The sequence below is a fragment of the Kutzneria sp. NPDC051319 genome (assembly GCF_040682195.1).
In the GTDB taxonomy this organism is placed as follows: Bacteria; Actinomycetota; Actinomycetes; order Mycobacteriales; family Pseudonocardiaceae; genus Kutzneria.
In genome coordinates, this window is sequence record NZ_JBFBAM010000010.1 from 18,797 (window position 1) to 44,207 (window position 25,411).

The 25,411-nt window shown below is 69.6% G+C and carries 20 protein-coding genes and 3 tRNA genes; 13 read left to right on the forward strand and 10 right to left on the reverse strand.

The annotated features are described in order from the left end of the window. Positions 1 to 127: 127 nt before the first annotated feature. From AB0M73_RS12360 to AB0M73_RS12380, 5 genes are all read right to left on the reverse strand, one after another. Positions 128 to 481: a nucleotide pyrophosphohydrolase gene (locus AB0M73_RS12360; protein WP_363890308.1), complete on the reverse strand. Its 354-nt coding sequence runs from the start codon at positions 479 to 481 to the stop codon at positions 128 to 130. A 41-nt stretch (positions 482 to 522) separates the two neighbouring features. Beyond that, positions 523 to 1,812: a DUF2786 domain-containing protein gene (locus AB0M73_RS12365; RefSeq protein ID WP_363890310.1), complete on the reverse strand. Its 1,290-nt coding sequence runs from the start codon at positions 1,810 to 1,812 to the stop codon at positions 523 to 525. Between the two features lie 39 nt (positions 1,813 to 1,851). After that, positions 1,852 to 3,669 (reverse strand): glutamine--fructose-6-phosphate transaminase (isomerizing), encoded by a 1,818-nt coding sequence (gene glmS, locus AB0M73_RS12370; RefSeq protein ID WP_363890312.1) that lies wholly within the window; start codon positions 3,667 to 3,669, stop codon positions 1,852 to 1,854. 9 nt (positions 3,670 to 3,678) lie between these two features. Beyond that, complete coding sequence (locus tag AB0M73_RS12375; protein ID WP_363890650.1) at positions 3,679 to 3,909, reverse strand: hypothetical protein; 231 nt, start codon at positions 3,907 to 3,909, stop codon at positions 3,679 to 3,681. A 201-nt stretch (positions 3,910 to 4,110) separates the two neighbouring features. Beyond that, positions 4,111 to 5,322: an Ig-like domain-containing protein gene (locus tag AB0M73_RS12380; RefSeq protein WP_363890316.1), complete on the reverse strand. Its 1,212-nt coding sequence runs from the start codon at positions 5,320 to 5,322 to the stop codon at positions 4,111 to 4,113. A gap of 806 nt (positions 5,323 to 6,128) precedes the next feature. Between AB0M73_RS12380 and mihF the strand changes: the two genes are divergently transcribed. Continuing rightward, entirely contained in the window at positions 6,129 to 6,440 is a 312-nt protein-coding gene (gene mihF / locus AB0M73_RS12385) for an integration host factor, actinobacterial type (protein WP_184868828.1), read from the forward strand. 97 nt (positions 6,441 to 6,537) lie between these two features. Here mihF and AB0M73_RS12390 read toward each other — a convergent pair whose 3' ends face one another. The 5 genes from AB0M73_RS12390 to AB0M73_RS12410 all read right to left on the reverse strand — a co-directional run bounded on the left by AB0M73_RS12390 (position 6,538) and on the right by AB0M73_RS12410 (position 12,718). Then, positions 6,538 to 7,812, reverse strand: a complete 1,275-nt coding sequence (locus AB0M73_RS12390) for an ADP-ribosylglycohydrolase family protein (protein ID WP_363890317.1) — start codon at positions 7,810 to 7,812, stop codon at positions 6,538 to 6,540. A 1-nt stretch (position 7,813) separates the two neighbouring features. Next, the gene (locus AB0M73_RS12395; RefSeq protein ID WP_363890319.1) at positions 7,814 to 8,809 is read right to left on the reverse strand and encodes a YbaB/EbfC family nucleoid-associated protein; all 996 of its coding nucleotides are present in this window, start codon (positions 8,807 to 8,809) and stop codon (positions 7,814 to 7,816) included. A 183-nt stretch (positions 8,810 to 8,992) separates the two neighbouring features. Beyond that, a complete protein-coding gene (locus AB0M73_RS12400) occupies positions 8,993 to 10,156 on the reverse strand; it encodes an Ig-like domain-containing protein (RefSeq protein WP_363890322.1) in 1,164 nt (387 codons plus the stop codon). 232 nt (positions 10,157 to 10,388) lie between these two features. Continuing rightward, the gene (locus tag AB0M73_RS12405; RefSeq protein ID WP_363890324.1) at positions 10,389 to 12,062 is read right to left on the reverse strand and encodes an NAD-binding protein; all 1,674 of its coding nucleotides are present in this window, start codon (positions 12,060 to 12,062) and stop codon (positions 10,389 to 10,391) included. Between the two features lie 338 nt (positions 12,063 to 12,400). Next, a complete protein-coding gene (locus AB0M73_RS12410) occupies positions 12,401 to 12,718 on the reverse strand; it encodes a hypothetical protein (protein ID WP_043721218.1) in 318 nt (105 codons plus the stop codon). 1,617 nt (positions 12,719 to 14,335) lie between these two features. Here AB0M73_RS12410 and AB0M73_RS12415 point away from each other — a divergent pair. The 12 genes from AB0M73_RS12415 to AB0M73_RS12470 all read left to right on the forward strand — a co-directional run bounded on the left by AB0M73_RS12415 (position 14,336) and on the right by AB0M73_RS12470 (position 25,377). After that, on the forward strand, positions 14,336 to 14,581 hold the full coding sequence (locus AB0M73_RS12415; RefSeq protein WP_363890327.1) for a hypothetical protein: 246 nt from the start codon (positions 14,336 to 14,338) through the stop codon (positions 14,579 to 14,581). 575 nt (positions 14,582 to 15,156) lie between these two features. After that, a tRNA-Glu gene (locus AB0M73_RS12420) sits at positions 15,157 to 15,229 on the forward strand. A gap of 17 nt (positions 15,230 to 15,246) precedes the next feature. Continuing rightward, positions 15,247 to 15,320, forward strand: a tRNA-Asp gene (locus tag AB0M73_RS12425). A gap of 31 nt (positions 15,321 to 15,351) precedes the next feature. Continuing rightward, positions 15,352 to 15,425: transfer RNA gene (locus tag AB0M73_RS12430), tRNA-Phe, on the forward strand. A 1,292-nt stretch (positions 15,426 to 16,717) separates the two neighbouring features. Further along, positions 16,718 to 18,121, forward strand: coding sequence for a sugar transferase (locus AB0M73_RS12435; RefSeq protein WP_363890654.1), 1,404 nt, complete (start codon positions 16,718 to 16,720; stop codon positions 18,119 to 18,121). A 34-nt stretch (positions 18,122 to 18,155) separates the two neighbouring features. Further along, complete coding sequence (locus AB0M73_RS12440) at positions 18,156 to 18,932, forward strand: glucose-1-phosphate cytidylyltransferase (protein ID WP_363890329.1); 777 nt, start codon at positions 18,156 to 18,158, stop codon at positions 18,930 to 18,932. An 86-nt stretch (positions 18,933 to 19,018) separates the two neighbouring features. Next, positions 19,019 to 19,951 (forward strand): glycosyltransferase, encoded by a 933-nt coding sequence (locus AB0M73_RS12445; RefSeq protein ID WP_363890331.1) that lies wholly within the window; start codon positions 19,019 to 19,021, stop codon positions 19,949 to 19,951. Positions 19,952 to 20,023: 72 nt separating this feature from the next. Beyond that, positions 20,024 to 20,830, forward strand: a complete 807-nt coding sequence (locus AB0M73_RS12450) for a Wzz/FepE/Etk N-terminal domain-containing protein (protein WP_363890333.1) — start codon at positions 20,024 to 20,026, stop codon at positions 20,828 to 20,830. Further along, positions 20,827 to 22,152, forward strand: coding sequence for an O-antigen ligase family protein (locus AB0M73_RS12455; protein ID WP_363890335.1), 1,326 nt, complete (start codon positions 20,827 to 20,829; stop codon positions 22,150 to 22,152). The genes AB0M73_RS12450 and AB0M73_RS12455 overlap by 4 nt, the downstream gene beginning before the upstream one ends. Continuing rightward, the gene (locus AB0M73_RS12460) at positions 22,149 to 23,102 is read left to right on the forward strand and encodes a glycosyltransferase family 2 protein (RefSeq protein WP_363890337.1); all 954 of its coding nucleotides are present in this window, start codon (positions 22,149 to 22,151) and stop codon (positions 23,100 to 23,102) included. Before AB0M73_RS12455 ends, AB0M73_RS12460 begins: the two co-directional genes overlap by 4 nt. Beyond that, entirely contained in the window at positions 23,099 to 23,917 is an 819-nt protein-coding gene (locus AB0M73_RS12465) for a glycosyltransferase (protein ID WP_363890340.1), read from the forward strand. The genes AB0M73_RS12460 and AB0M73_RS12465 overlap by 4 nt, the downstream gene beginning before the upstream one ends. Beyond that, positions 23,914 to 25,377, forward strand: coding sequence for a lipopolysaccharide biosynthesis protein (locus AB0M73_RS12470; protein ID WP_363890342.1), 1,464 nt, complete (start codon positions 23,914 to 23,916; stop codon positions 25,375 to 25,377). Before AB0M73_RS12465 ends, AB0M73_RS12470 begins: the two co-directional genes overlap by 4 nt. Positions 25,378 to 25,411 lie beyond the last annotated feature (34 nt).

The window sequence follows — 25,411 nt, forward strand, 5'->3', positions numbered from 1 at the left end:
CAACCGCGCTGACCTGGCTTGCTGCTCCGATCGGGTCGCGACCGATCGAGGTGGACGGGGCCAGGCCCTGCGGATGTCCGCGTCGTTGCCCGCTCGTATAAAGCAGATGAATTGGCAGGTCAGAAACTTATAGCTCGTCGTACTTGGCCGATTTTCCCCGTGACTTCTCGACCGGGTACCGCAATTCGTTGCGGGCCATCTTGTCCAACGTCGCCTGGGCCAGATCGATGCCGGTCACATCCGCGAAACGGAGCAGATACATGAACACGTCGGCCAGCTCCATTCGGACCCGGTCGCGTCGGTCCTGTTCGGACAGCGCCGCGGCGATCTCCTCGTCGCCGAGCCACTGCAACTCGGCCAGCAGCTCCCCGGCCTCGCCGGCCAGCGCCATCGCGAGGTTCTTGGGCGTGTGGAACTGTTCCCAGGCCCGGGCTTCCGCGAACGCGCGGATCCGGGACATGAGGTCCTCGATGTCCGTCACGGTCGCCACCGTAGCGGCTGAACTCGGGTCATCGGCCGGAATTACCGAGTAGGTGTCAAGTTCGGCCGAGTGACGCCGAGATCGGCCTGATCGGCCGCCGCCGTGCCGGCCTGCCATCCCGCCGCGCTGCCGACCGTGTACGACTTCTTGACGGTGGCCGGATGGAGCTCCTCGAACAGCTCTGACACCGCCTTCTCGCGGTCGGCCAGCACCGGCAGCAGCCGGTCGTCGGCCGCGTGGTCGTCGCTCTCCTCGGCCGCCGCGCGCAGCCGTTGGCCGATGCGAACGGCGTAGGCCAGCAGGAACGACTGCCGGTAGGTGCGGCTGCGGGTGTCGACGCCCGCGCCGGCGGCCACCATCGCCCGCGTCGCCTGCAACAACAGGGAGGTCGACAGCAGCTCGGTGATCTCCAGGTCGAGATCGGCCCCGATCAACGCGATGAAGCCGAGCTTCTCGTACACCACGCCCCGCGACCGGTTGGCCGCCGCGACCGCCGCCACCAGTTGCGCCTTGGCCCCCACGTAAGGCGTGTCCAGCCACACCCGACGGGAACTCGCCGTCTGCGCCACGTGTTCGTCGGCGTCGAGCAGCGCCCGCTCGAAGGCGTGCCGGCTCATCAGCTCCTGGGCCTTGGCCGACAACGCCTCGGCCTCCTCCGGAAACTCCGTCGACTCCGCTTTCGCGAGCAACCCTCGGACCTTGGCCAACACCTTCTGGTCCACGCCCGCGCCCAATAGCACGTCGGCCACGGAGGAACTGCCCGGCAACGGAAGGATCAACGGCAGCTTGGGCAGGGCCATCAAGGTCGCCAGCGCGACGATGGCCACCTCCAGCCCTTCCTGCTTGGACAGGATGTGCCGGGCCAACCACTGCTCGAAGTGCTGCCGGTCGTGCGGCCACCACGGCCGGGCCTCGATCTGCCGGAGCTGGTCGCGCCAGCGCTCGTGCAGGGTCGCCTCGGCGTGCTGGGACATGTCGACGGCGATCACGTCGGTGACGAAGCCGACGGCGAACCCGTCGCACTCCCGGCTGATCACCTGCACCAGGTCGTAGGGCAGCCAGCCGCTGGGCCACAGGAAGTTCAGCGCCCGGTGGAACACCCCGGCCACGGCGATCCCGAGCTGCCGGTCGTCGGCGTCGGCCAGGTACTCGGCCTCGGCGGCGGCGGTGTGCTTCTGTCCGTACGAGTAGTCGTTCGCCGTGGCCCACAGCCGCCCCGCGATGCCGTTGGCGTCGAGCGACCGTGCGTCGGCGCCGTTGGCCATCCGCTGCGCGTGTCGGGCGCGCGCCTGCTGCTTCGCGGCGCGCCGGGCCCGGTCTGAACTCCCCACGCGAAGAGGTTAGCGACCGAACCCGGCGTCACCGCGTGTTCACTCCACTGTCACGCTTTTCGCCAGGTTCCGTGGATGATCGACATCGTGTCCGAGCAGCACGGCGGCGTGATACGCCAGGAGTTGCAAGGGGATGCCCAGCAAGATCGGGTCCAGCTCCGGCTCGGCCTTGGGCACCACGATCGTGTGGTCGGCCAGCGCGCCCGGCAGCTCCCGATGGGCCAGCGCGAGGATCCGCCCGCCGCGGGCCTTGATCTCGCCCAGCGTGGTGAGGTTCTTGTCGTACAGCTCGTCGTCCGGGACGATCGCCACGGTCGGCGTCTCCGGGCTGATCAGGGCCAGCGGCCCGTGCTTGAGCTCCGAGGCCGGGTAGGCCTCCGCGTGCACGTAGGAGACCTCCTTCAGCTTCAGCGCGCCCTCACGGGCGACCGGCCAGCCCCGCACCCGGCCGATGAACATGACGTTGGGACACGTGCCGTACTCCTGGGCCAGACCGGCGATGTGGTCCTCCAGCTTGAGGATCTCCCCGATCTGCGACGGCAGCGCCCGCAACCCCCGCACGAGCCGCTGGCCGTCGGCCGGCGACAGGTCGCGGACCCGGGCCAGGTGCAGCGCCAGCAGGGCGAAGTCGACGGTGGTCACGGTGAACGCCTTGGTGGAGGTCACCGAGATCTCCGGACCGGCGTGCAGGTAGATGCCGCCGTCGCACTGCCGCGCGATGGAGCTGCCGACGGCGTTGACGACGCCCAGCACCCGGCCGCCCTTGCGCTGGATCTCCTGCACCGTGGCCAGCGTGTCGTAGGTCTCGCCGGACTGGCTGACCGCCACGTACAGCGTGTCGGGGTCGATCAGCGGGTTGCGGTAGCGGAACTCCGACGCCGGCTCGGAGTCCGCCGGCACCCGGGCCAGTTCCTCGATCAGCTGCGCGCCGATCTGCCCGGCGTAGTGGGCCGAGCCGCAGCCGAGGATCTTGACCCGCTTGAACTCGCGGGACTCGCGCGGCGTGAGGTTGAGCCCGCCCAGGTGGGCGGTGCCGAACCGGTCGTCCAGCCGCCCGCGCAGGGTCCGCTCCACGGCCGTCGGCTGGTCGTGGATCTCCTTGCGCATGAAGTGGCCGTAGCCCTCGGCCTGATAGTCGTCGTCCTCGACGTCCACGGTCGTCGGCGGGCGGGTGGTTACCCTGGCGTCCAGGGTGCGGGTGCTGAAGCCGTCGGCCGTCAGCACCGCGACCTCGCCGTCCTCCAGGTGCACGACCTGCGAGGTGTGCCGGACCAGCGCCATCACGTCGGAGGCGACGAACAGCTCCTTGTCGCCGACGCCGAGGATCACCGGACTGCCGTTGCGGGCGGCGATGATCCGGTCGGGCTGGCGGGTGTCGACCACGGCGATGCCGTAGGTGCCGACGATCTCCGGCAGCACCCGCCGGACCGCCTCCTCGATGTCGTCCACGTCCACCGCGGCGATCAGGTGAGCCAGCACCTCGGTGTCGGTCTCCGAGACGAGGACCACGCCGTTCGCGGTCAGCTTGGCCCGCAGCTCCTCGGCGTTCTCGATCACGCCGTTGTGCACCACGGCGACCCGACCCGAGCCGTCGACGTGCGGATGGGCGTTCTCCTCGCTCGGCACGCCGTGCGTGGCCCAGCGGGTGTGGCCGATGCCGACCGGCCCGGTCAGGCGGGCCGGCACGTCCTGCGCCAGCTGCCCGACCCGGCCCTTGACCTTGCGCACCCGCAGCTTGCCCCGGCCGACCACGGCCACCCCGGCCGAGTCGTAGCCGCGGTACTCCAGCCGCGCCAGGCCCTCAAGCAGGATCGGCACGCAGTCGCGCGACCCCACGTATCCCACGATTCCGCACATGGTCGTTCCTCACCCGTAGACGATGCGGCGCAGCTGCCGGAGCGACAGCTCCGGCGCCGCGACCCGGCGTTGCGGCAGCTCGGCCGCGATGCGTTCGAAGATCTGCTCGTTGGTCAGGCCGGCCGACCTGAGCTCGGCGTGGCGGCGGCGCACGACCGCCTCCACCGACTCGTCGAAGTAGGCCAGCACGTCGGCGACCACCCGGGTGGCCTCGCCCGGACCGAGCGCGGTGGTGCGCATCAGGTGCGAAACGAGCTCCCCGAACGGGTGATTGGCGGCGGACACGAGGAGCGACTCTGCCCGGGTTCAGAGGCGAAGGCAACGATCCTGCCCGAAATCGGGCAGGATCGTGTGACCAGAGCGGACAAAGCAAGGGCCGCGCCCCTCACACGGAGTGCGGCCCTGGACAGTGTGTCTGCCGGGTGTGTCTGCCGGCGCGGATCAGCCCTTGGCGGCGCTGCCCTTCTGCCAGTCGGCCCAGCTGAGCTCCCAGTCGCCGTAGGTGTCCCACAGCGGCAACTTGCCGCCGCCGGAGTTGGTCACCTCGACCACGTCGCCCAGGTTGAAGTGGTTGAAGAACCACTGCGCGTTCTCCGGGCTCAGGTTGACGCAGCCGTGCGAGACGTTGGAGCTGCCCTGCTGGTTGACGGTGTTCGGGTTCTCGTGCACGAACTCGCCGTCGTTGGAGATCCGCAGGTCCCAGTACTCGGTGGACTTGTAGTAGCCGGGCGAGCCGGGCATCACGCCGTAGGTCGCCGAGTCCATCACGACCTGCTGCTGCTTGTCGGAGATCACGTGCGGGCCGATCTGGGTCGGCGTCGAGTCCTTGCCCAGGCTGATCGGCATGGTGTTGACCACGGCGCCGTTGTGCAGGATGGCCATCTGCTTGGTGTTGCCGTCGGCCTTGGCGATCCACGAGTCGTGGATGGTGTAGGTGACCGAACGGTCGGTCTTGCCGTACACGCCGCCGCCCAGGTTGACGCCGTACAGGTTGGCGTCCAGCTTGATGGTGGTGCCGGCCTGCCAGTACTCGGCCGGGCGGTAGTGCACGGTCTTGGCGTCGATCCAGTACCAGGAGCCCTGCTGCGCCGGGGTCGAGGTCACGACCAGCGCCTTCTCGGCGGCGGCCTTGTCGGTCACGTTCTTGTCGAAGGACACGCCGATGATCTGGCCGACGCCGAAGGTCTGGCCCTGGCCCGGCGGCGCCGGGATCAGCGACGGGTAGGCCTGGTCCTTGGGCGTGAGCGTGGTGTACGTGCTCTTCTGCTCGGTCTGCTTACCGTCGGCGTTGGTGGCGTCGGCGACCACGGCGTAGCTGGAGCCGTAGCCCAGCGGCTCGGTAGTCGTCCAGGTCAGGCCGTCGGCCGACAGGTCGCCCTTGACCACGTTGCCCTTGGCCGTGTTGGTCACCACGACGTTGGTGATCTTGCCGCCGGACGCCTTGATGGTGATCGGCGTCGTCGGGCTGACCTGGTCGCCGGCGGTGATCGTGACCTGTGCGGCCGGCGCGGGGGGCTTGACCGATGTGGTCGCCACCGCCGAGCCGTCCGTGCTGGACGAGCAGGCGCTCAGCGCCAGCGCCGCCACGGCGAGCCCGACGATCCCCGCGGACCCCAGGCGCCGACGGCGTCCCGTGCTTCCTCCGACAAGCATGCAGCAACCCTCTTTACTCACGGCCGTGTCTCGGATCAGCCCGGACCGATTCGTGGCCGACCTCGCCCCCCAGAAGAGTAGGCGGCGGCCTCACTACCGATAAGACGTGGTGGGGCCTCCTGCGTTGCCTCGTTCCTTGAGGGGACCCGCGATCCGGTGAGGTTTGGTCCGCGTGATGCACCCGGCGGACCCGTTCCACGGGGGCTCATATCCCCGGAACGGGCGCTATTGGGCTGTTCGGGTGATCACCATGCGTGCCAATGGGGCAATTGCTGAAAGTTGGCTCAGAGAGTGCTGTCACGCCCTTCCGGTTCGCCGTTTCGGACCGTTCGAAACGTCGCCGGCGGCCCGGCGGGCGGCCGATCGGGCCGAAAACCGGTTCGACCTGCTCAGCCGGGTGAAGTCGATCAGGTGGCGTACGACACTCCCGTGGTCGCCGGATGGGGTGTTCCCCGCCGGTGGGACGGCGGGTGGACCGGCCACCGCGGGCCACCGCCCTGGATCGGTTCCGGCCAGGGCCGCTGACCTGGAGGAATGTTCAGCGGAAAGGCGTTTTCGCAGTACAGAGGGGGTACCCCCGTGGTTGTCCCACCCCGGCCTGCGCCCGCCCTCGCCGTGAACTCCGTGTGAGCCCCGGTTCACCTGGTTGAACTTATTCCGCTCGTCCGGTGTCACTGGAAAGGCTGGCGTAGCGTCACCCACGGGGTTGCCGCGACGCGCCAACAGGCGCGAACGCTGACGAAAGTCGTGGTCAGCGTGCATGATGGCGGTCGAGCAACCCCTCGTCGTGAGAAAGGACCATGAAGTTGGCTCTGCCCACACTGACCCCTGAGCAGCGTGCGGAAGCGCTGGCGAAGGCTGCGGAAGCCCGCAAGGCCCGCACCGCGCTGCTTGCTTCGATCAAGTCCGGTGAGACGACCTTCGGTGAGGTGCTCAAGCGGGCCAAGGACGACAAGACCGTCGGCAAGACGAAGGTCGCCCAGCTGTTGAAGGCCGTTCCCGGGCTCGGCGCCGTCAAGGTCGCCAAGCTGCTCGAGGAGACCGGCATCGACGCCGACCGTCGTGCCGCCGGCCTCGGCGACCGGCAGCGCCAGGCGCTGCTCGACGCGATCGGCTGAGCACGGCCATGTGCTCGAAGACCGATAAAGGTCCGGTTGACCGATATCGAGTCAGTCCGACCCGGCGCAGCTGTCGCGCCGGGTCGGACCGCTTTAGTCACCAGCCCGGATAACGCTCCAGCCAGGCGTCGTCGGTGGGCGGGTTCGTCCCGAACTCGGCCAGCGCGTCCCTGGTCACGGCCGTGATCGTCGGGCGAAGCTCCAGCCGCTCCAGCCACTCGGCCGGGATCGCGGCCACACCGTGCCACGCCCCGGCCAGGTTGCCGCAGACCGAGCCGGTGGAGTCGCTGTCGCCGGAGTGGTTCACCGAGATCCGCAGCGCCTCGGGCAGGTCGTCGGTCACCAGCATCGCGTAGACCGCGATCGCCAGCGTCTCCTCGCCGACCCAGCCCCCGCCCAGCTCCTCAGCCATCCGCTCGGGGCTGACCGGCCCCTCGTCGGCCAGCCGCACCGCCGCGGTCAGCCGTGCCAGCTGCTCCTCGTGCCCCGGCCACCGCGTCAGCACGGGCGTCAGCGCCGCGATGCAGTCCGGCAGCGAGGTGCCTTTCAGCAGGCCGTGCACCAGGAACGCCAGCGAGGCCGCCGACAGATAGCCGCTCGGATGGCCGTGCGTAAGGGCGGCGGTGGCTGCCCCCAGCGCGAACACCACCTCGGGATCCGTCGACCACAGCGCGACCGGCGCCGCCCGCATGACGCCGCCGCAGCCCTTCGAGTCGTTCAGCGGGTTGGCCATCGAGCCGGCCGGATTGCCGGCGGCGTACACCCGCAGCGCCGTCACGCACGTGTTGCCCGGGGCGCGGCGCGCGAACAGGCCGCGCTCGGTGATCAGCCAGCCGTCCGGCTGCGACCGGCCCTCGGCGAACGGGCCGCCGGCCTGCGCCCAGTCGAAGCCCTGCGTGTGCAGCCAGCGCTGCAGGGCGTGCTGCACCACCGGCACCGGATCGTCCACGCCGGAGACGCGGTCGCGGACATGGGCCCGGATCAGGCCCTCCAGCGTGAACAGGGTCATCTGGGTGTCGTCGGTGACCGTGCCGTCCGGGCCGCCCGGCCCGAAGCCGGTGACGCCGCGCTCGCCGTGCTGGCGCCGGATCATGTCGATCGGCAGGAACTCGATCGAGGCCCCCAGCGCGTCCCCGACCGCGCCGGCCAGCACGCAGCCCAGCACCCGGTCCGACCAGGTCAGCGCGGGCAGCGGCATCGGGAACTTGCGGCCGCTCTCGTCCAGGCCGATCGGGAAGTCGTGCCGGCCCGGGTCCGACGGCCGCAGCCGCTGTTCCACCGGCACGGCCAGGCTGTCCATGTGGAACCGGGTGATCCGGTCGATGTGCTCCTGGCCGGTGCCGGGAGCCCACTCCCACTCGCTCATCGCCATGTCAGCCCAGTTCCTCCAGTGCGATGTCCCAGCCCTTGATGCTCGGGTAGTACCGCTTTCCGGTGACGCGGAACGTCGCCCCCGGGCCGAACACCACCTCGCCGAACTGCTCGCCGTCCTCGGAGATGGCCCCGATCAGCTTGCCGCCGTGCCGGGCGTCGATGGTGTAGCGGACCAGGCCGTCGCCGGTGTAGGCCGGATTGGCCGAGGTGCTCAGGAAGGTCCGCTCGACGATCGTGTCGCCCAGCTGGTACTCGGCCGCGATGGACGCCGCCCGCTCCGGATCCCGCACGCCCAGCACCCGGGTCACCACCCCGGTGTAGGACGGCAGCTTGCTCAGCGCGCTCATCACGTGCTCGATCTGGCTGCCGCTGTCCGACGTCTGGTCGGGTGCCGGCGGTGCCGGATCCTGGATGGCGACCGGCGTCGGGACGGGGTCCAGCGCCGGCTCCGGGGCCGCGACCGGTTCCTGCTGCGGCGGCGGTTGCGTGAAGTCCGGCTCGGCGAAGGTCGGCTCCGTGAACGGCTTCTGTTCGAACGACGGCTGCTCGAACTGCTCCTCGGCGAAGAGGGCCTGCTCGGCCGGGTTCGACTCCAGGATCGGCGGCGGCCCGGCGGCGTGCTGCGGCTCTGGCTCTGGCTCCGGTTGCTGCTCAGGCTCCGGTTGCGGAACGTCGTCCGGCTCGGTCGCGTCGGCCCCTACCTGCCGCATCGCCTCGCGCACGGCGTCGGCCACCGCGTCGGCCAGGCTCGCCGGCGTGTGCTGCTCGAACGCGTCGCGGTCGAACGAGAGCCGGCGCAGGCCACCCACGCCGTCGACGACCACCGTCACCATGCGGTCCGGTGACTGGGCCAGACCCGTGCGCGCCCGCAGATCACGGTTGAGCTGCTGGACATGGGCCAGCTGCTGCTGCGCGCCGGCCAGCAGCTGGCCCATCGAGTCCAGCATCGCGGCGTTGCGCGCCAGCAGCTCCGCCATCTGCTCCGAATCGGTCATCCTCGCCCCTCTGATCGGCAGACAGGACGGTACCCAGCCGATGGGCCGATCACGGGGAAGTTGACGCAACGGCCGGCACAAAGCGGGGTTGAACTGCCCTGATCGGCCCGAGTGACGTACGCCACCGACAGCAACGCCCCCGGAGCGCCGGGCTCCGGGGGCGTTGCTCGTGGAGAAGGAGGGTCAGCCGTGCAGCGCCGACTTGGCCAGCCACTGGTCCCAGCCGACGGCCCAGTCGTAGAAGTCGCCGTCCTCCGGGCCGAGCTGCTGGGTGGAGCCGGTGATCTCCACCGGGTCGCCCGGCAGCACCTCGTTGAAGACGACCTGCGCGTTGGCCGGGGCCAGGTTCACGCAGCCGTGCGAGACGTTGGTGTTGCCCTGGGCCCAGATGCTGGGCGCGTAGCCGTGCACGAACTCGCCGTTGTTGGAGATGCGGACCGCCCACGGCACCACCACGTTCTCGTAGTGGTACTTCGGGTTGGTCATGGCGAAGGTAGCGCTCTTGGACATCACGATGTGCGTGCCGCTGTTGGTGACGCGGCCCGGGTCGGAGTCCAGGCCGTAGCTGGCCGGGTAGTCGGCGATCTGCTTGCCGTCCTGGATGACCAGCAGGTGGTGGGTCTGGGTGTTGCCCTGCAGGATCAGGCTGCGGCCCACGTTGAAGGACACCGACATGTCCTCCGCGCCGTACGCGCCGCCGCCGAACGACGTGCCGTACAGCTTGGCCATCACCGTGACCTTGGTGTTGGCCGGCCAGTAGTCCTTGGTGCGGTAGTGCAGGGTCTCGTTGTCCATCCACGCCCACGAGCCGGTGCTCGGGTTCGAGGTCTGCACGGTCAGCGCCCGCTCGACCGAGGCCTTGTCCTGCACCGGCGAGCTGAAGTTCAGCACGATCGGCTCGGCCACGCCGACGGTGGCGTTGTCGGCCACGTTGATCTGCGCGCTGATCGTTCGGCCCGGGCGCAGCGTGTGGAACGAGCCGCCCAGCGCCACCTTCTTGCCGTCCGCGCCCAGTGCCGAGCCCGACCATGTGTAGGTGTGGTCGTAGCCGAGCGACTCGGTCGCGGTCCAGCTGTGCTTGTCCGGCGCCACCAGGCCTCCGACCTCGCGGCCCTGGTCGTTGACCAGGTGCACGTCGGTGAGCCCGCCGTCGGCCACGATCACCTGGACCGGGTCGGCCGGCGAGACGTTCTGCGCGGTGTCACCGGGAATCTGCGTGACCTTGGCCGGCTTGGAGACCGCGGCCGGCGAGACCTTCTGCTCGGTCTGGGTCGGCTTGGTCTCCGGCGTGCTGGTCGAGCTGCACGCGGCCAGGCCGAGGACGGTGGCGAACACGCCTAACGTCACTGCCCAGCGAGTTCCTCCGACAGATCGGCGCACGGCCACCCCTTCCCCCGAAATCCCACTTCACCCCTGCACACCAATCGACGCCCCAGGTGCAGACCACGTTGACCGAGGTAAACGTGATTCGCATCACACGATTGGGTGACGTGTCGACCGATTCTTGAACGTTACCGGCGGACACCGACGTGAACGCTCTCGATCTGATCAAGGATTGGCCACTGTCCAGGGTGTCGCGTCACTGCCCCGAGGAGATGCTGCCGGCCAGGATCTGCCCCAGGCCGCTGCGGGTCGCCACCACCATCAGCCGGTCCCGGGGCACCAGTTGGTGCTCGGCCGAGGGCTGCCAGTCCAGGCGCTGCTCGGTGCGTCGCTGCAGGCCGATGACCCGGACCTCGAAGCGCTGCTCGACCTCCTGGATGGTCAGCCGGTTGAGGCCGGTTCCGTCGCCGACCGGAACCTCGGCGATCAGCAGCACCCGCCGGCCGACCGGGATCGTGCCGATGACCTGCCGTTCCACCATTGCCGCCGCGAAGGCCGGCGCGGCCAGGAAGGACACGCTGCGCGAGACGTTGATGTCGAAGCGGCGCTCCACCAGGCGGGCGAAGTCGTTGTCGAACAGGCGAAGGATCACCAGCAGGTCGTCGCGAATGGCGCGGGCGGTCAGCGCCGCCTCCAGGTTGACCACGTCGTGCGAACTCAGCGTGACCAGCGCCCGGCTGGTGCCGATGTAGGCCGCGCGCAGCGTGTCGTCCCGGCTGGCGTCCCCGATGATCACCGGCAGGCCCAGGCGCTTGGCCAGCGGGATGCCGCGGGCGTTGTCGTTCTTGTCGATGCACACCACCGGCACGCCCAGGTCGTGCAGCTGGGCCACCACCCGCACGCCGACCTGGCCCAGCCCGATGACCACCACGTGATCACGGAACGGGCCCTTCGGTCCGGCCGCCGCCGCCAGCCGCGCGCTGACCACCGCGTCCAGGGCCACCGCCGTGATGATCGGGATGATCGAGATGCCGACGATCGTCACCATCACCTGGGTGATCTTGTTCAGCACCGGCAGGCTGTCCAGCGGCTGCGCCGCCCCGGCCACGTCCAGCGCCGTCTCGTAGATCGCGTTCCACCACGTGTAGCCGCCGAACGTGGCGAACAGCGTGGTGCCGATGGCCAGCAGCACGAGAAGCGCCAGCGCCGCCGCGCCCACCTTGCGGTTGAACACCGATCCGAAGTTCCGGCGCACCGCCGCCATGAACCGCCCGCGCTGGCGACCGACCGCCCGCACCACGTCCGGGCCGTTGGTGAAAGCCAGCACCAGGTCGCCCGAGTGCGGCTCCGCCGGCAGCAGATCCGCGTTCGTGCTGTCGCTCGTGTCAGCCAGGCCGCAAATGATCCGCTCGGCGTCCACCTCGTCGCGCCGCACCACATACAAGGTGCGGCCGCTCACCCGGATGTGCGTCGGCCCCTCACGCCCCAGCGCCGCCGCGACGAACGACGGCGCCGCCATCGCCGCGTCCGACAGCACCGCGCAGTCCGCGAACAGCGTCCGCACCCGGTGGCCCAGGCTCATATTGAACTGCCGGAGCACCAGCCGCAGATCAGGGTTGATGTCCTGCGCCAGCAGCGCCGCGTGGATATTGCCCGCGTCATCGCTGCCCAGCAGCGCCAGCGCCCGCGCCGACCCCAGCTTCGCCTGCTGGAACGCCCCGTTGTCCGGCGCCGCCGCCTCGATGACCTTCACCCGGCTCAGCTGGGCGATTCTCGGCCCGTAGTTCTCCTGCTTGGACCGCAGGATCACGGTGACGTCCTCGTCGTACCGGTTGATCAGCTCGTCGACCAGTCGGAAGGCCAGTGGAGAGTCCCCACACACCACCAGATGCCGACGCCGGTCGTTCCTGCGGAGCTGGAGCGTCGGCACCCGTTGATCGTATGCGAGGCCCGCCCGCCCGGTGGGCGGTTGCCGCAGGAGACATCGCCCGTTCGGCGGCCGGGTCGGGTGCGGAAAGCCGAGGCCGACCAGCGAGGCCGGGCAGCACTGTGCGCAACAGGCCGGGCTGGTCGGGCGTGCTGGTCGATGCGTGAGGGGCATCGGCTGGCCAGCGGGGCCGGGTCGGCCGGGGTGGTGCGGCCGGTGGGCCGGACCGGGCTGGTCAGCGGGTGAGGGGGACCGGGCGGGTCAGCTGGGCCGAGTGGCCGCGAGAGGCTGATCAGCGGGGTCCGGGGTGGTCGGCCGAGGGCGGCCGACCGGGGGAGCGCTCAGTAGCGCCCGTTCTCCTGGTTCTGGGACTCCCAGGCCAGTCGCTGGGTGATCCACTCCTGGGCCAGGGCCTGCGGGGAGGTCTGGTGCACGGCGGCGAGCTCGCGCAGCTGCTCGTTCGCGGTCAGCGTCAGGCGCAGCTGATAGACCTGCGCGTTGCCGAAGCGGCGGCCGGACCCGGTGGTCTCGACGTCGCCCTCGGGCGCCAGCGCGGCCAGGTAGTTCTCCAGCTCGTGGTCCGGAGCGGCTTCCTGCTGCTCACGGGCGGGTTCGCGGTGTCTAGCGTCTTTTTTCCGTCCAAGCGAGGGAAGAGGCACGCCGAAGAGGATAACGGTTCGGTTGCGGGCCCATGACAGGTGTGTCCCCCGCCACACCCCGCCGGCATGGAGAGGCCCCCGCGTCAGGGGGAGGAACGCGGGGGCCGGAGGGGATCTCCACAGGCGCTGACCGGGGGTATGTCAGCTCAGACGATTGTGACATGGGTCGTTGTCGCGTGCGAGGGTTTCGCGGTGGATTCATGCCCGAATTTCCCCGCTTGAAAACCAGGTAGTCGGGCCGACCCGCGGCGATCATTGCCCACCCGGCTGAGTGGGGCTGCTCCGGACAGCGCCTTGCGTTCGACAGCGTTCGACCGCTACGGCGACGTTGAAACGGTGAAGATGTGAAACCGTCACGACTGCACGGAGTGTGACCGTTACCGTGACTCGTTACTCTTCGTCGCTTTCGCGTGCTACCTCGACTATGTGTCACTGCATTGGCGACGTGCGACCGCAAACGACACCCCGCGCCCCGCATACCCCCTGGCCTGCGGATACGTCCGTGCCGGACTCGGCAACCTGCTTCTCAGTGGAACCGTCTTGTTCGCCTGGCCGAACCGAACGGCGTCCCCGTGGCTCACGGTGAGCATCACCCATTGACATTCGTTCGGCAGTGCCTTCCCGAACCGGCTACCCCTCGCCGCCTCGCCCCTCCCGGTGTCCGGCTCGCGGCCCGCTCGAAAGATCGTCGAGTGCCCCCGGGATAGACGAAGTCTTCCGAACCGTGGAAGGTCACCCGTTTCCGCATTGCGGGATCCGCGACGTAAACCCCCCTGTGCGCCGTCTTCCCGATCGGGCGTTCGGCCCCGCAACTGCGCCATTTCAACGTTGTTCCGATCCGGCTTTGCCGCTGCCCCGCCGCCTCCGCCCGGTGATCCACACCCGCCACCGACCCCGCTCCCTCTCCGACCCCGCCACTCCCGCCCGCCCCTCGCCGTCCCCGGCCCGCCCGCTCCGCCACCCGCCCCGTGCCTGCTGCCCCCTGCGTCACATGTGCTCCGCGTGTGACGCAGGGAGACAAGTACGACGCGCATGTGCCATCTGATGCCCGTGGGCGCCTGCCGGCTCTCTACGCCACATGCGCTCCATATGTGGCACAGAGTGGCAAGTGGGAAGCGCATGTGACATTGCTGGCGTGCGGGCCGGAGGCCAGTAGGCCCCGATCGCCCCCAGGAAGAGCGGATCGAACCCGGTCGGCCCAGTCGGGCGGCGGCCTGTCCGGCGGCCCAGCAGACCGGCGCCCTGCCCAGCGGTCCAGCCGACCGGCAGCCTGTCCAGTGGTCTCGCCCGACGGGATCCGGCCTGGCAGCGCCGTCGCCGGCTGACCGATTGACGGGCCGAGGCCGGCATCATCGGGCAACTGGCTAGCTTTCCTCATCTTCTGCCGAGGGCGGACAAGCAAGATCGACTGGTCCCGCGGCGTAGTCGTGTGGAGTGGGGACCTGGGGCGCGAGCAGGGGACTGGACCGATGCAGGTGTTGGCGCAGTTGATCAGTAACCGGTCCGGTGCATAACTCACGGTCACTCTGCGTCTGAGGGGAATCACTCTCCGGGGGGCTGCAAGGGGTGGCACGGCTCGCTTAGCCTCGCCGCCGAGAGCTGAGTCGGGGAGGCACCATGAGCGGGTCCCTTGAAGTCCGAAAGTTCCTCTGGCAGCACGACGACTCGATGCCGCGAGGCTCGACCAACGGCGTGCCGGCCCAGCGCAGCGACGAACCGTCCAAGATCTCGGCCGATCAGGTGCACCGCGCCCGTCTCGCGGTGGCCCGAGGCGCGCTCGACGTGGACGACTGCCGCCAGCTGCTGGACATGCTCGGCCTGGCGCCGGGCGACGACGACGGCGTGCCGCCGGTCCGCCGCTGAGGCGGCGAAGCGGGGCACGGACGGCCATCGACCAGGACCGGTCGTCGGGGCCAACGGCGTTCGGGGCGCCGCCCGGCGGTCGGTCATCCCTCAAGCAAACGGGCGAACGCGAGACTTCGTCACCTCCGGGTTCGTGAGGTGTCCTCGCCTGGCCAATCGCCGCCAACAGATCGGGTGGCCCCGGCCAAATGTCGGTCCATGGCGACAAGTGGATGCGCGGGTGGTCCATTCGGTCGCTTGCTGACATGAATTGTCCGGCCGTGAATATCTGACGGCTGATGCCGCGTGAAGAATCATCAGAATTGTCGAACGCGGTGGGTGGGCCGGCGGCGGCGGAGTGTGGCGCAGCCCACTCGAACTGGTCGGGCGGCTCGGCGGGCTCCGGGAGGCCCTGAACAGGGCTTGATCGACCGCCCCGGGTCGCCGTGTGCTGCGAAAGTGCAGGTGGGGGGCGTCTGGGACAGTGGATTTGGAAGTTAACCCCGACCCGTTCTATGCTACTCGTGCTTCCAGCGGACAGCCGTTGGAGGGCCCGGAAGCCAAGGTCCCTCATGACGAGGTCCAAGGAAGACGGAGTCCTCATCGTCTAGCGGCCTAGGACCCCGCCCTTTCAAGGCGGTAGCACGGGTTCGAATCCCGTTGGGGGCACGGCAGTACAACAGTAAGGCCCAGTGGCGCAGTTGGTTAGCGCGTCGCCCTGTCACGGCGAAGGTCGCGGGTTCGAGTCCCGTCTGGGTCGCAAGAGTTCGATCGGGCTTCCGGTCTTCTCTGGCCAGGTAGCTCAGTTGGTACGAGCGACCGCCTGAAAAGCGGTAGGTCGGCGGTTCGACCCCGCCCCTGGCCACTCGCTCAGGGGGCGTGTGTCTGCGGAAAGCGCAGACATCGTCGCTCGTTGTTCGTTCTGGGGGGCGACCCCCAGACCCCCGAGGCCGGGCTTCGCCCGGCACGTGGTCGTAGCTGTCAAAGGGCGCAGGACACCATTGGTGTTCTGCGCCCTTTGTGCTATTCGCCGGCCGTGCGTTTCTTCGCTTACTTGTGACCCGCCACCCGCCCGGGTGGCGCAGCCGTGTCCTGCCCACGGATGGGCGTCACGTTCGGTTCAACAAAAGCCGTAACTTTTCCGTATAACCACCCCTATCGAGTTACTCGTCACTCAAGTGGGGGATATTTGGTCATGCCTATGGAACTGTTCGGCGGTAGAAGGAATAACCTGTCTGCCTAATCGTCATGGTCGTGAGTCGGATATCGTCCACGCCGACCCCGGCCGCCCTTCGAGCACGGCCGTGGGTTCTCGGTGGCTCTCACGCCCCGAATCAGTTGATCTTGGGAGACGGGATGCGGGTTCGGGTGAGACAGCTCAGACGGGGCGACGCCGCCGGCGCGGTGTCGATCCCGGCGCCCCCCGGCGTCCCGCAGCGCCAGCCGGCCGGCAGCAACCAGACCGAGAACAGGCCGATCGAGAACAGGCCGATCGAGAACAGGCCGATCGAGAACAGGCCGATCGAGAACAGGCCGATCGAGAACAGGCCGATCGAGAACAGACCCGCTCAGGACATGCCGGCCGAAGCCAGGACCGCAGCGAGCGGGTCGGTCGAGAGCAGGACCTCGGCGGTCAAGACGGCTGCGAGTAGTCAGATCGAGAGCAGGACCTCGGCGGTCAAGACGGCCGAGAGCGAGCTGGTCGAGAACAGGACCGTGCAGACCAGGCCGGTTGCGAGCAGTCGGACCGAGGGCAGGACCATCGGGGGCTGGCCGACCGAGGACATGGTGGCCGAGAACAGGTCCGTCGAGTTCAGGACCATCGGCGGCCGGCTGGAGCTGGACGAGAACAAGCCGGCCGAGAGCCGGACCGTCCAGGACAGGGCGGCCGCAAACACCCTGACCGAGAACTGGCTCGTCGAGAACAGGCCGGCCGAGAACAACAGGGCCGCCCAGAACTGGCCCGCCCAGAACAGGATCGCCCAGAGCTGGCCCGTCCAGGACAAGACCGCCGAGAACGGTTCCGCCGCCACTAGCGCCGCCGGCAGCAGCGCCGCCGGAGGCCGGACGGCCGAGGACGGACATCTCAGCGGCAGGCCCATCGAGAACCGGCCCGTCGAGAACCGGCCCGTCGAGGACCGGCCCGCTGCCCGGCCGGTGGCGACGTGGGAGGTCAAGTACCGGCGCGTGGTCATCGCCAGCGACCTCGGCGCGATCCTCGCGGTGGTGGTGCTGGTCGGGGCATTCGTGGCGAACTCGGCGACGGCGGGGGACTTTCCACAGGCGCTGGTGGCGATGGCCACCGTGGTCACGGTGCTGGCCTCGCTCACGGCGTGCCGGGCCTGGAGCACGGCGGTGCTCGGACAGGAGGCGGAAGAGTTCCGCCGCCTGGGCAAAGCGGTTGTCGCCGCGGCGGTGGTGCTGGCGGTGGTGAGCCTCGGCCTCGGCCTGCCGGGAGTGCGCGGCTGGATCTTCCTGGTGGTGCCGGCGATCGCGGTGGTGGCCTTCCCCCTGAGGTACATCCTGCGTCAACTGCTGCACCAGCGCCGCCGCGCGGGTCGGTGTCTGCTGCCGGTGCTGGTCGCTGGCAGCGTGGACACGGCGACGGACCTGATCGCCCGAACGCGACGCGAGCCGCACAACGGCTGGCGGGTCGAGGCCGTGTGCGCCAGCGGGACGTCGAAGTGGTTCGGCCCGGGCGATATCGACGGCGTGCCGATCGTGGGCCACCTCGACGAACTCGCCGACCACGTCCGGCGCGGCGGCTACCGAGTCGTCGCCATCACGTCCGATCCGTACTGGACGCCGCTGCGGCTCCAGCGCCTGGCCTGGCAACTAGAGGGAACCTCGGCCGAGATGGTCGTCGCCCCCGTCCTGATGGAGGTCGCCGGCCCGCGCGTGCACGTCACGGGCGTGCTGGGCATGCCGCTGCTCCGCGTGAGCGCGCCGACCTTCACGGGAGCCCGCCGAGTGGTGAAGGAGATCGTCGACAGGATCGGCGCGCTCCTGCTGCTGACGGTGCTGGCCCCGATCCTGATCACCATCGCCGCCGCCATCCGCGTCGGCGACCGCGGCCCCGCCCTGTACCGGCAGCAGCGCGTGGGCAAGGACGGAAAACCGTTCACCATCCTCAAGTTCCGCACGATGGTGGTCGACGCCGACCGCCGCCGCGCCACCCTGCTCGGCGGCAACGAGGCCGCCGGGCCGCTGTTCAAGATGCGCCGGGACCCCCGCGTGACGCCGATCGGCGCGGTGTTGCGACGCTTCTCCATCGACGAGCTGCCCCAGCTGGTCAACGTGTTGCGCGGCACCATGTCCCTGGTCGGGCCGCGGCCGCCGTTGCCCAAGGAGGTCGAGGCCTACGGGCCCGACATGCTGCGGCGGCTGCTGGTCAAGCCGGGCCTGACCGGCCTGTGGCAGGTCAGCGGGCGCAGCGACCTGACGTGGGACGAGTCCGTGCGGCTGGACCTGCGCTACGTCGAGGACTGGTCGCTCGCCCTCGACGCGCTGATCCTCTGGAAGACGGTGCGCGCGGTCGTGCGGGGCCAAGGGGCGTACTGATCGTGTCCCCAAGGGAACGGACCGAGGTGTCCTCGTGAAGGTCGTGCTGTTCTGCGGTGGTTACGGCATGCGCATGCGGGACGGAGCCGCCGACGACATCCCCAAGCCCATGCAGCGGGTGGGCCCGCGGCCGTTGCTGTGGCACGTGATGCGCTACTACGCCCATTTCGGACACACGGACTTCGTGCTGTGCCTGGGTTACGGCGGCCACCACATCAAGGACTTCTTCCTCGACTACCGCGAGACGGCATCCAACGACTTCGTGCTGAGCAACGGCCGGGTCGAGCTGCTCTCGTCGGACATCTCGGAGTGGACGATCACCTTCGCCCACACCGGCATCGACGCCCCGATCGGCGAGCGCCTGCGCCGCGTGCGGCACCTGCTCGACGGTGAGGACATGTTCCTGGCCAACTACGCCGACGTGCTGACCGACGCCCCGCTGGACGTCATGGTCGACCGCTTCGCCGGGGCCGAGGCCACCGCGTCGATGATGGTCGTGCCGCCGCAGTCCTCGTTCCACTGCGTGGAACTGGGCGAGCACGGCACAGCGACGGGCATCACGCCCGTGAGCCAGCTGCCGCTGTGGGAGAACGGCGGCTACTTCGTGCTGCGGCAGGAGATCTTCGACCACCTGCCGCCCGGCGGCGACCTGGTCGAGGACGCGTGCGGCGACCTGGCCAAGCGTGGCCGGCTGCGGGCCTATCCGTACCGGGGTTTCTGGCAGCCGGCCGACACCGTGAAGGAACGAGTCGCGCTGGAGCAGGCGTACAGGTCCGGTGATCGCCCGTGGATGCTGTGGGAGCGAGCATGAGACAAACGGAGGACACGGGACCTTGCCGGATGGAGGACGGTGGCCGACCCTGCACCGGTGATCCCGCCGTCAGCCCCGGAGGTCAGGTGAACCGGAAGTCCGCGCCGCCGCTGATCGGCACGGCGAGTGCGTCGGTGGCGGTCGGATTGCCCGTGTACAACGGCGAGCCGTATCTGAGCACCGCGCTGGCCAGCCTGCGCGAGCAGCGCGACGTCGACTTCGAGCTGTGGATCGGGGACAACTGTTCCACCGACGGCACGGAGGAGATCTGCCGCGAGGCCGCCCGCCAGGACGACCGCATCCGCTACCGGCGGCGTGAGCGTAACCTCGGCTCCACCGGCAACCACAACCGCCTGGTGCACGAGGCCAAGGGCCGCTACTTCACCTGGGCCGCCGCGGACGACGCGTACGAGCCGGACCGCTTGCGCAAGATGGTCGAGGCGCTGGCCGACCGTCCCGACGCGGTGCTGTCGTTCACCTCGGCCCGCCAGATCGACTCCGCCGGGCAGACGGTCGGGCACTGGGACAACCCGTGCCGCACCGACCACCGAGACCCCGTGGTCCGCATCCGCGACCTGGTCGGCATGGAACACGAGAACTACCACTGCTACGGCCTGTACCGGCGGGACGTGCTGGCCAGGACGCACCTGCTGCCGCCGGTGAAGAACAACGACCGGATCCTGATCGCCGAACTGGCGCTGTACGGCCGTTTTGTGGAGATCCGCGAGGAACTTCTGTTGCACCGCCTGCACGACCAGCGGCTCACGCAGTCGGTGTCGCAGCGGGACTGGTACCGCACCCAGCGCACCGACGGCAAACGCCTGGTAATGCCCAATGTGGAGGAAGCGGGCTGGTACCTGAAGGCGATCGCGGGGGCTCCCCTACGGCGCCGTGAGCGGGTGCTGGCACTGTTGGCGCTGCGGCCGTGGATTCGGGAGAACGCGGCGCCGATGGCCCACAACGTGGTGCGGGCGGCCGTCGACGGGGCCCGGATCGCCGCCTCGGCCCTGCGCAAATGACAGCGCGCAAGTGAGACTTCGACCGCGGGTGGCAGCCGGCGGTGTTCGGGTGAAGCGAAAGGGAACACGGACGTGGACGCGTTGGACATCCTGCGAGTGCTGCGACGGCGGTGGAAGATCACCGCGATGGTCGCCGCTGCGCTCGTGGTCCTGGTCGGCGCCGTGCTGTTCCTGGTGCCCCAGCAGTACAAGGTCACCGCGATCAGCCTGATCACGCCGTCGAGCAGCCAGGACGTGCAGAACCCGTACACCGCCGCGGGCCGGGCCGAGTCGCAGATGGCGGCGCTGCTGGTGACCGTGCTGACCTCCTCGGCCGTCACCGACGGCTACGAGGAGAAGGGCGCCACCGGGACCATCGAGGTCACCAACGCCAACGGCGTCACCGACACCTCGCAGACCGACAGCCCGTTCATCACGATCACCGTCACGGACAAGACGCCCGACGGCGCGGTCCGCGGCGCGCAACTGGTGCGGCAGCGGGCGATCGACGAGCTGAAGAACCGTCAGGACGCGGCCAAGGTGGCCGACGCGCAGCGGCTGACCGTCACCGACGTGCTGCCGGCGGCGAACCCGATCACCACTCGCGCCTCCCAGTACCGGGCCGTCGGCCTGGTCGCCGCGCTCGGGCTGGTGCTGGGCGTGCTCGGCGTGGTCATCGCCGACCGTGTCCTCACCCGCCGCAAGCGCGAAGACGAGCCGGAGAAGGACAAGGACGGCGACAAAGCCGACGGCGAACGCCGCCAGGGAGTGCTGCCCGAGTTCCTGCCGAGTCCGGCTCCGCCCAAGACTCCGTTGCAGCCCCCGACCGTCGAGCCGGCGACGATCAAGTTCTCACCCATGCGCAGCGAAGAGAAGCAAGGCGGGGGTAGCCGCCGATGACGATGGCAGCGGCCGGCAGACGGACGCCGGCCACCGCTGTCGCGGCCCACGCGCTGTTCCGGGTCTCCCCGCACGTCATCCTGTCGATCTACGTGCTGCTGCTGGCCTTGCCGCAGAACAACGTGCTGGTCGGCGGCGGCGGTGGGATCACGCCGGCCCGCGTGGTGGCCGGCGGCTGCCTGTTGTGGTGGCTGGTGGCGCGGTTCGCCGGCGGCTTCCGGCTCGCGGTCGGGGAGAGCCCGATCCGCCGAGTGTTGTTGCTGGCGTTGGCTTTGCTCGCCGCGGCGGATGCGGTGGCCTTCATGGGCGGCGTGCAGGACTCGCGGATCGCCAACGCCGATCGCGGCGCGATGCTGTTCGTGCTGGCGGCGGGCGCCGCCCTGCTGGTGTGCGACGGACTGAGCAGCACCCGGGCCCTGCGCGCGGTTTTCGCCGGCGCCGTGGTGGGATTCACCGGCTCGGCCGTGTGCGCCATCCTCCAGTTCGGCACCAGCGTCGACCTGCGCAAACTGACCGTCTTTCCGGGACTGGTCGCGCAGGGGCTCGGCGACCTCGCCCTCGGCCGTGGCGGCCTTGAGCGGTCCATCGGCTTCTCGGGCCATCCCATCGAGCTGGCCGCGACCACCGTCGCGATGCTGCCGCTGGCCCTGCATCTCGCGCGGTACGGGCGATTCAAGCCGTTGTGGTGGATCTGCGCGGTGCTGCTCATCGGCGGCCCGCTGGTGTCGATCTCCCGCACCGGCCTGCTCGGCCTGGCCGTGATCGGAATGTTCCTGCTGCCCCGCTACGGCCTGGTGCGCTGGCTGTTCGTGGCCGGCGTGCTCAGCAGCGCGGTGTTCGCCGCCGGTGTCGTCTGGCCGCGGCTGCTCGACGTGCTCATCGACACGGTCACCGGGTCCAGCAAGGACTCCAGCATCTGGTCGCGGCTGACCAAGTACGACTACGTGTGGTCGCACTTCCTGGCCAAACCGCTTGGCGGGCAGGGCTTCGGCACCTACGTGGCGCCGATCCAGCCCTATCTGGACAACCAGTACCTGCTGATCACCGTGGAGGCGGGGCTGCCGGGCCTGATCGCGTTCATCGCGCTGCTGGCCGTGCCGCTGTGGTGGGCCTTCCGGATCTGGCGGTCCAAGCACATCGACTCGCCGCCCCAGGTGCGGGACGCGGCCTGGGCCGTCGCGGTGGCGCTGCTGGTGTGCACGATCAGCTTCGGCACCTACGACGGGCTGGCTTTCCCCCAGATGGCTGGAATTTCGCTGTTGCTCGTCGGCTGCGCCGGTGCGCTGTACCGGATCGCCCAGCGAACCGAGGTGGCCGTATGACGCGGGTGATGGTCGCGGTCGTGACCTACAACTCCGCCGCCGATCTGCCGAGCCTCGTGGCCAGCCTGCCGGCCGGTCTGGACGGTGTCGACTGGCGGCTTGTCTTTGCGGACAACAACTCCGCCGACGACAGCGTCGAGGTGATCCGACGCCTGGCCCCGGCGGCGACGGTGGTGGAGACCGGCGCGAACCTGGGTTATGCCGCCGGCATCAACGCCTGCGCCGAGCTGGCCGAGCCGGACGAGGCCCTGTTGGTGTTGAACGCCGACGTTGTCCTTCAGCGTGGCTGCGCGCGGGCCCTGCTGGCCGCGTGCGCATCGGGCTCGGTCGGTGTGGCCGTCCCGTTTGTCACTCGATCGGATGGACTTGTCGAGCCGACATTGCGTCGTCGTCCGACGGTTTCACGCGTGCTGGCCGAGGCTTTGCTCGGGGCGCATGCCGGTTCGTTCGGGGAACGCGTGGCCACGCCGGCTCCGCCGCGTGACATCGACGTCGACTGGGCCAACGGCGCCGTGCTGCTGATTCCCGCCGATGTCCGGCGGCGCATCGGCCGGTGGCAGGAGGATTTGTTCCTCTACTCCGAGGAAGTCGACTACTGCCGCCGCGTCGTCGACGCCGGCTGGCGGGTTCGGCAGTGCGCGAATGCCCGCGCCATTCACCGCGGCGGCGATGTCACGGCGTCGCCGGCGCTGTGGGCCCAGCTGATCACCAACAAGGTCGCGCACGTGGCCCGCTGGGAGGGTCGCGCTGCCGCCGAACTCGTGTGGGCCACGTTGTTGCTGGCTCAACTCGTCCGACTACCGTTGCGCCGCGGCACCCATCGCCGCGCGCTGTTCGAACTCCTGCGTGGCCGTCGGGCGTTGCTCGCTGGCCTGCCGACCAATCCGGCCGCGCCGCCGGAGTTCCGCCGCCGCATCCCGGTGACCGGGACGATTGGAGGCCGTGCTTGAAGGACTACGCCCTGCTGCCGAGGCCGGTGAAGGACCTGCTCCGGCAGTCGGTCGGCCGCAACGTGGTCGGCGAGAACTGGTGGCGCCTGCGGTTCGCGGCCGAGCGGTTCGACGCCGAGCGGGCCGAGCACACCGAGGTCGTCGCGCTGGCGGCCGCTCTCGGCCGCGCGCCGTCGGCCACGGTCGCCGTTGTCATGCCGACCTATCGCCGTCCGGAGCGCCTGGTCGCCGCGGTCACCAGCGCCCTGAACCAGACGGTGCAGGACGTCGTGGTGATCGTCGTGGACGACGGTGGCGGCGAAGTCCGTGACCTGCCGGACGATCCCCGGATCGTCGCGTTGAGACTGTCGAAGAACCACGGCAGCCCAGGGTTGGCGCGCAATGTGGCCCTGCGGCTGAGTCGCTCGCCGTACGTGGCCTTCCTCGACGACGACAACACGTGGCGGCCGGACCACCTGGAACGGTCGCTGGCCGCGCTGAAATCCGGCGCGGGCATGGTCTACACGGCACTGCGGCGGCTGCGTGAGGACGGCAGCGAGCTCGACGTGCTGAGCCGGCCGTTCAACCGCGCGGCCCATCGCGACGGCGAGTGGGTCGACATCAATGCCGTGGTGCTGCGGCGTTTCCCCGGTGTCAGGTTCGATCCGTGGGCCCGGCCGCGCTGGGTGCATCCCCGTGAGGACTGGGAGTTCGTGCACCGCGTCTCCGGCAGGTTACGGGTCCACCACATTCCGGTGGCCACTGTGGACTATTCGGTGCACAGTGGCAGCTACTTCACCGACTGGGACGCGACCGCGATCGGAGCCACCACGTGAGCGAGGTCGTCGAGGACCCGCCGGACACCGACCGTGCCCTGTCCGGACAGGTCAAGCTGGGCCTGCGGTTCAGCCTGATCAACACGGTGTTCTCCCGCCTGGCGACCTTCGCCGTCGGCGTGCTGCTGGCCCGGCTGCTGGTGCCGGAGCAGTTCGGCCTCTACACGACCGCGCTGGTCGTGCAGACGCTGCTGCTCACCTTCAACGACTTCGGCACCGCGACCGCGCTGGTCCGCCACAAGGGCGACGTGCGGCCGATGCTGCCGACGGTGTGGACCATCTCCGTCGGCGGCGCGACCATCGTCTACCTGCTGTGCCTGCTGACGGCCCCGTTCCTGGCTTCTGGCCTCGGCTCACCGCAGGCCGCGGACCTGGTGCGGGTGCTGTCGCTCAACGTTCTGCTCGACGGTTTCGCGGCGGTTCCCGGCGCGTTGCTGACGAGAAACCTGAGACAGGCCAGGCGTCTCATCGCCGACGTCGCCGGACTGGTGGTCAACCTGGCCCTGACCGCCACGTTGGCGGTCACCGGGTTCGGCGCGTGGGCGCTGGTGATCGGCCACGTCAGCGGCACCGCCGTGGTCACCGTGCTGCTGCTGATCGTGACAAAGCAGCTGCCGAGATTTGGCATCAGCCGCAGGCATGTCAACGAGGTCGCCAAGTACGGCGGCGCGGTTGTGGTGTCATCGGTGGTGATGGTGCTGCTCCAATACGCCCCGCAGACGATCACCGGCCGCATGCTCGGCGCCACCGCGCTCGGTTTCTTCTACCTGGCCTCGAACGTGTCGAGCTGGCCGGCCTCGGTGATCACGACGACGGTGGAACGCGTTGGCCTGGCCACGTTTTCCCGGGCCCGTGACGCCGGCGTCGACCTCGATCGCGCCGCCTCCGCGGTGATCGGCATGGTCGCCATGGCGGTGCTGCCCGGCGGTGCGGCGCTGGCGCTGTTGGCCCCGCAGATCGTCGACCTTGTCTACGGCGACAAGTGGGCCCCGGCAGCCCCCGTGCTGGCCGGCCTGGCCGTGGCCACCGTCGCCCGCGTGCTGGCCGACCTCGTCTTCAACCTGATGATTACTGCGGGTTCGGCGTTGTCTTCCGTGCTGGTGCAGGTGGTCTGGCTGGTGGCGTTGGTGCCGACGGCCATCTTCGCCACGGCCCAATGGGGACTGGTCGGCATGGGCTGGGCGGTGGCCGCCGTCGCCTGCGTTGTGGCGCTTCCCGTGCACGCCTGGGGTTTGTGGCGGGCCGGAGTGCACGTGCCGGCGCTGTTGCGTGGCCTGGCGGTGCCGTTGCTGGCCACCGCGGCGGTGGTCGCGGCCATGCTGGCCACGGAACTGGTGCTGCACCACTCGTTGCTCTACCTGATCGCCGGTCTGCTCATCACCGGCACGGTCGTGGCCGCCGGCTGGTTTCTCGGACGGGACCGGTTGGCCACGGCACTGGACGCCCGGGCGGAGGCCTAAGTGGACGATGCCCGGTGCACTATCGTTGATGATC

Coding starts and splice junctions, on each gene's coding strand:
- AB0M73_RS12375 (WP_363890650.1), bottom strand. CDS start 3,909: ATGCGCACCACCGCGCTCGGTCCGGGCGAGGCCACCCGGGTGGTCGCC.
- AB0M73_RS12455 (WP_363890335.1), top strand. CDS start 20,827: ATGACGATGGCAGCGGCCGGCAGACGGACGCCGGCCACCGCTGTCGCG.
- AB0M73_RS12460 (WP_363890337.1), top strand. CDS start 22,149: ATGACGCGGGTGATGGTCGCGGTCGTGACCTACAACTCCGCCGCCGAT.
- AB0M73_RS12380 (WP_363890316.1), bottom strand. CDS start 5,322: ATGCTTGTCGGAGGAAGCACGGGACGCCGTCGGCGCCTGGGGTCCGCG.
- AB0M73_RS12395 (WP_363890319.1), bottom strand. CDS start 8,809: ATGACCGATTCGGAGCAGATGGCGGAGCTGCTGGCGCGCAACGCCGCG.
- AB0M73_RS12415 (WP_363890327.1), top strand. CDS start 14,336: ATGAGCGGGTCCCTTGAAGTCCGAAAGTTCCTCTGGCAGCACGACGAC.
- glmS (WP_363890312.1), bottom strand. CDS start 3,669: ATGTGCGGAATCGTGGGATACGTGGGGTCGCGCGACTGCGTGCCGATC.
- AB0M73_RS12390 (WP_363890317.1), bottom strand. CDS start 7,812: ATGGCGATGAGCGAGTGGGAGTGGGCTCCCGGCACCGGCCAGGAGCAC.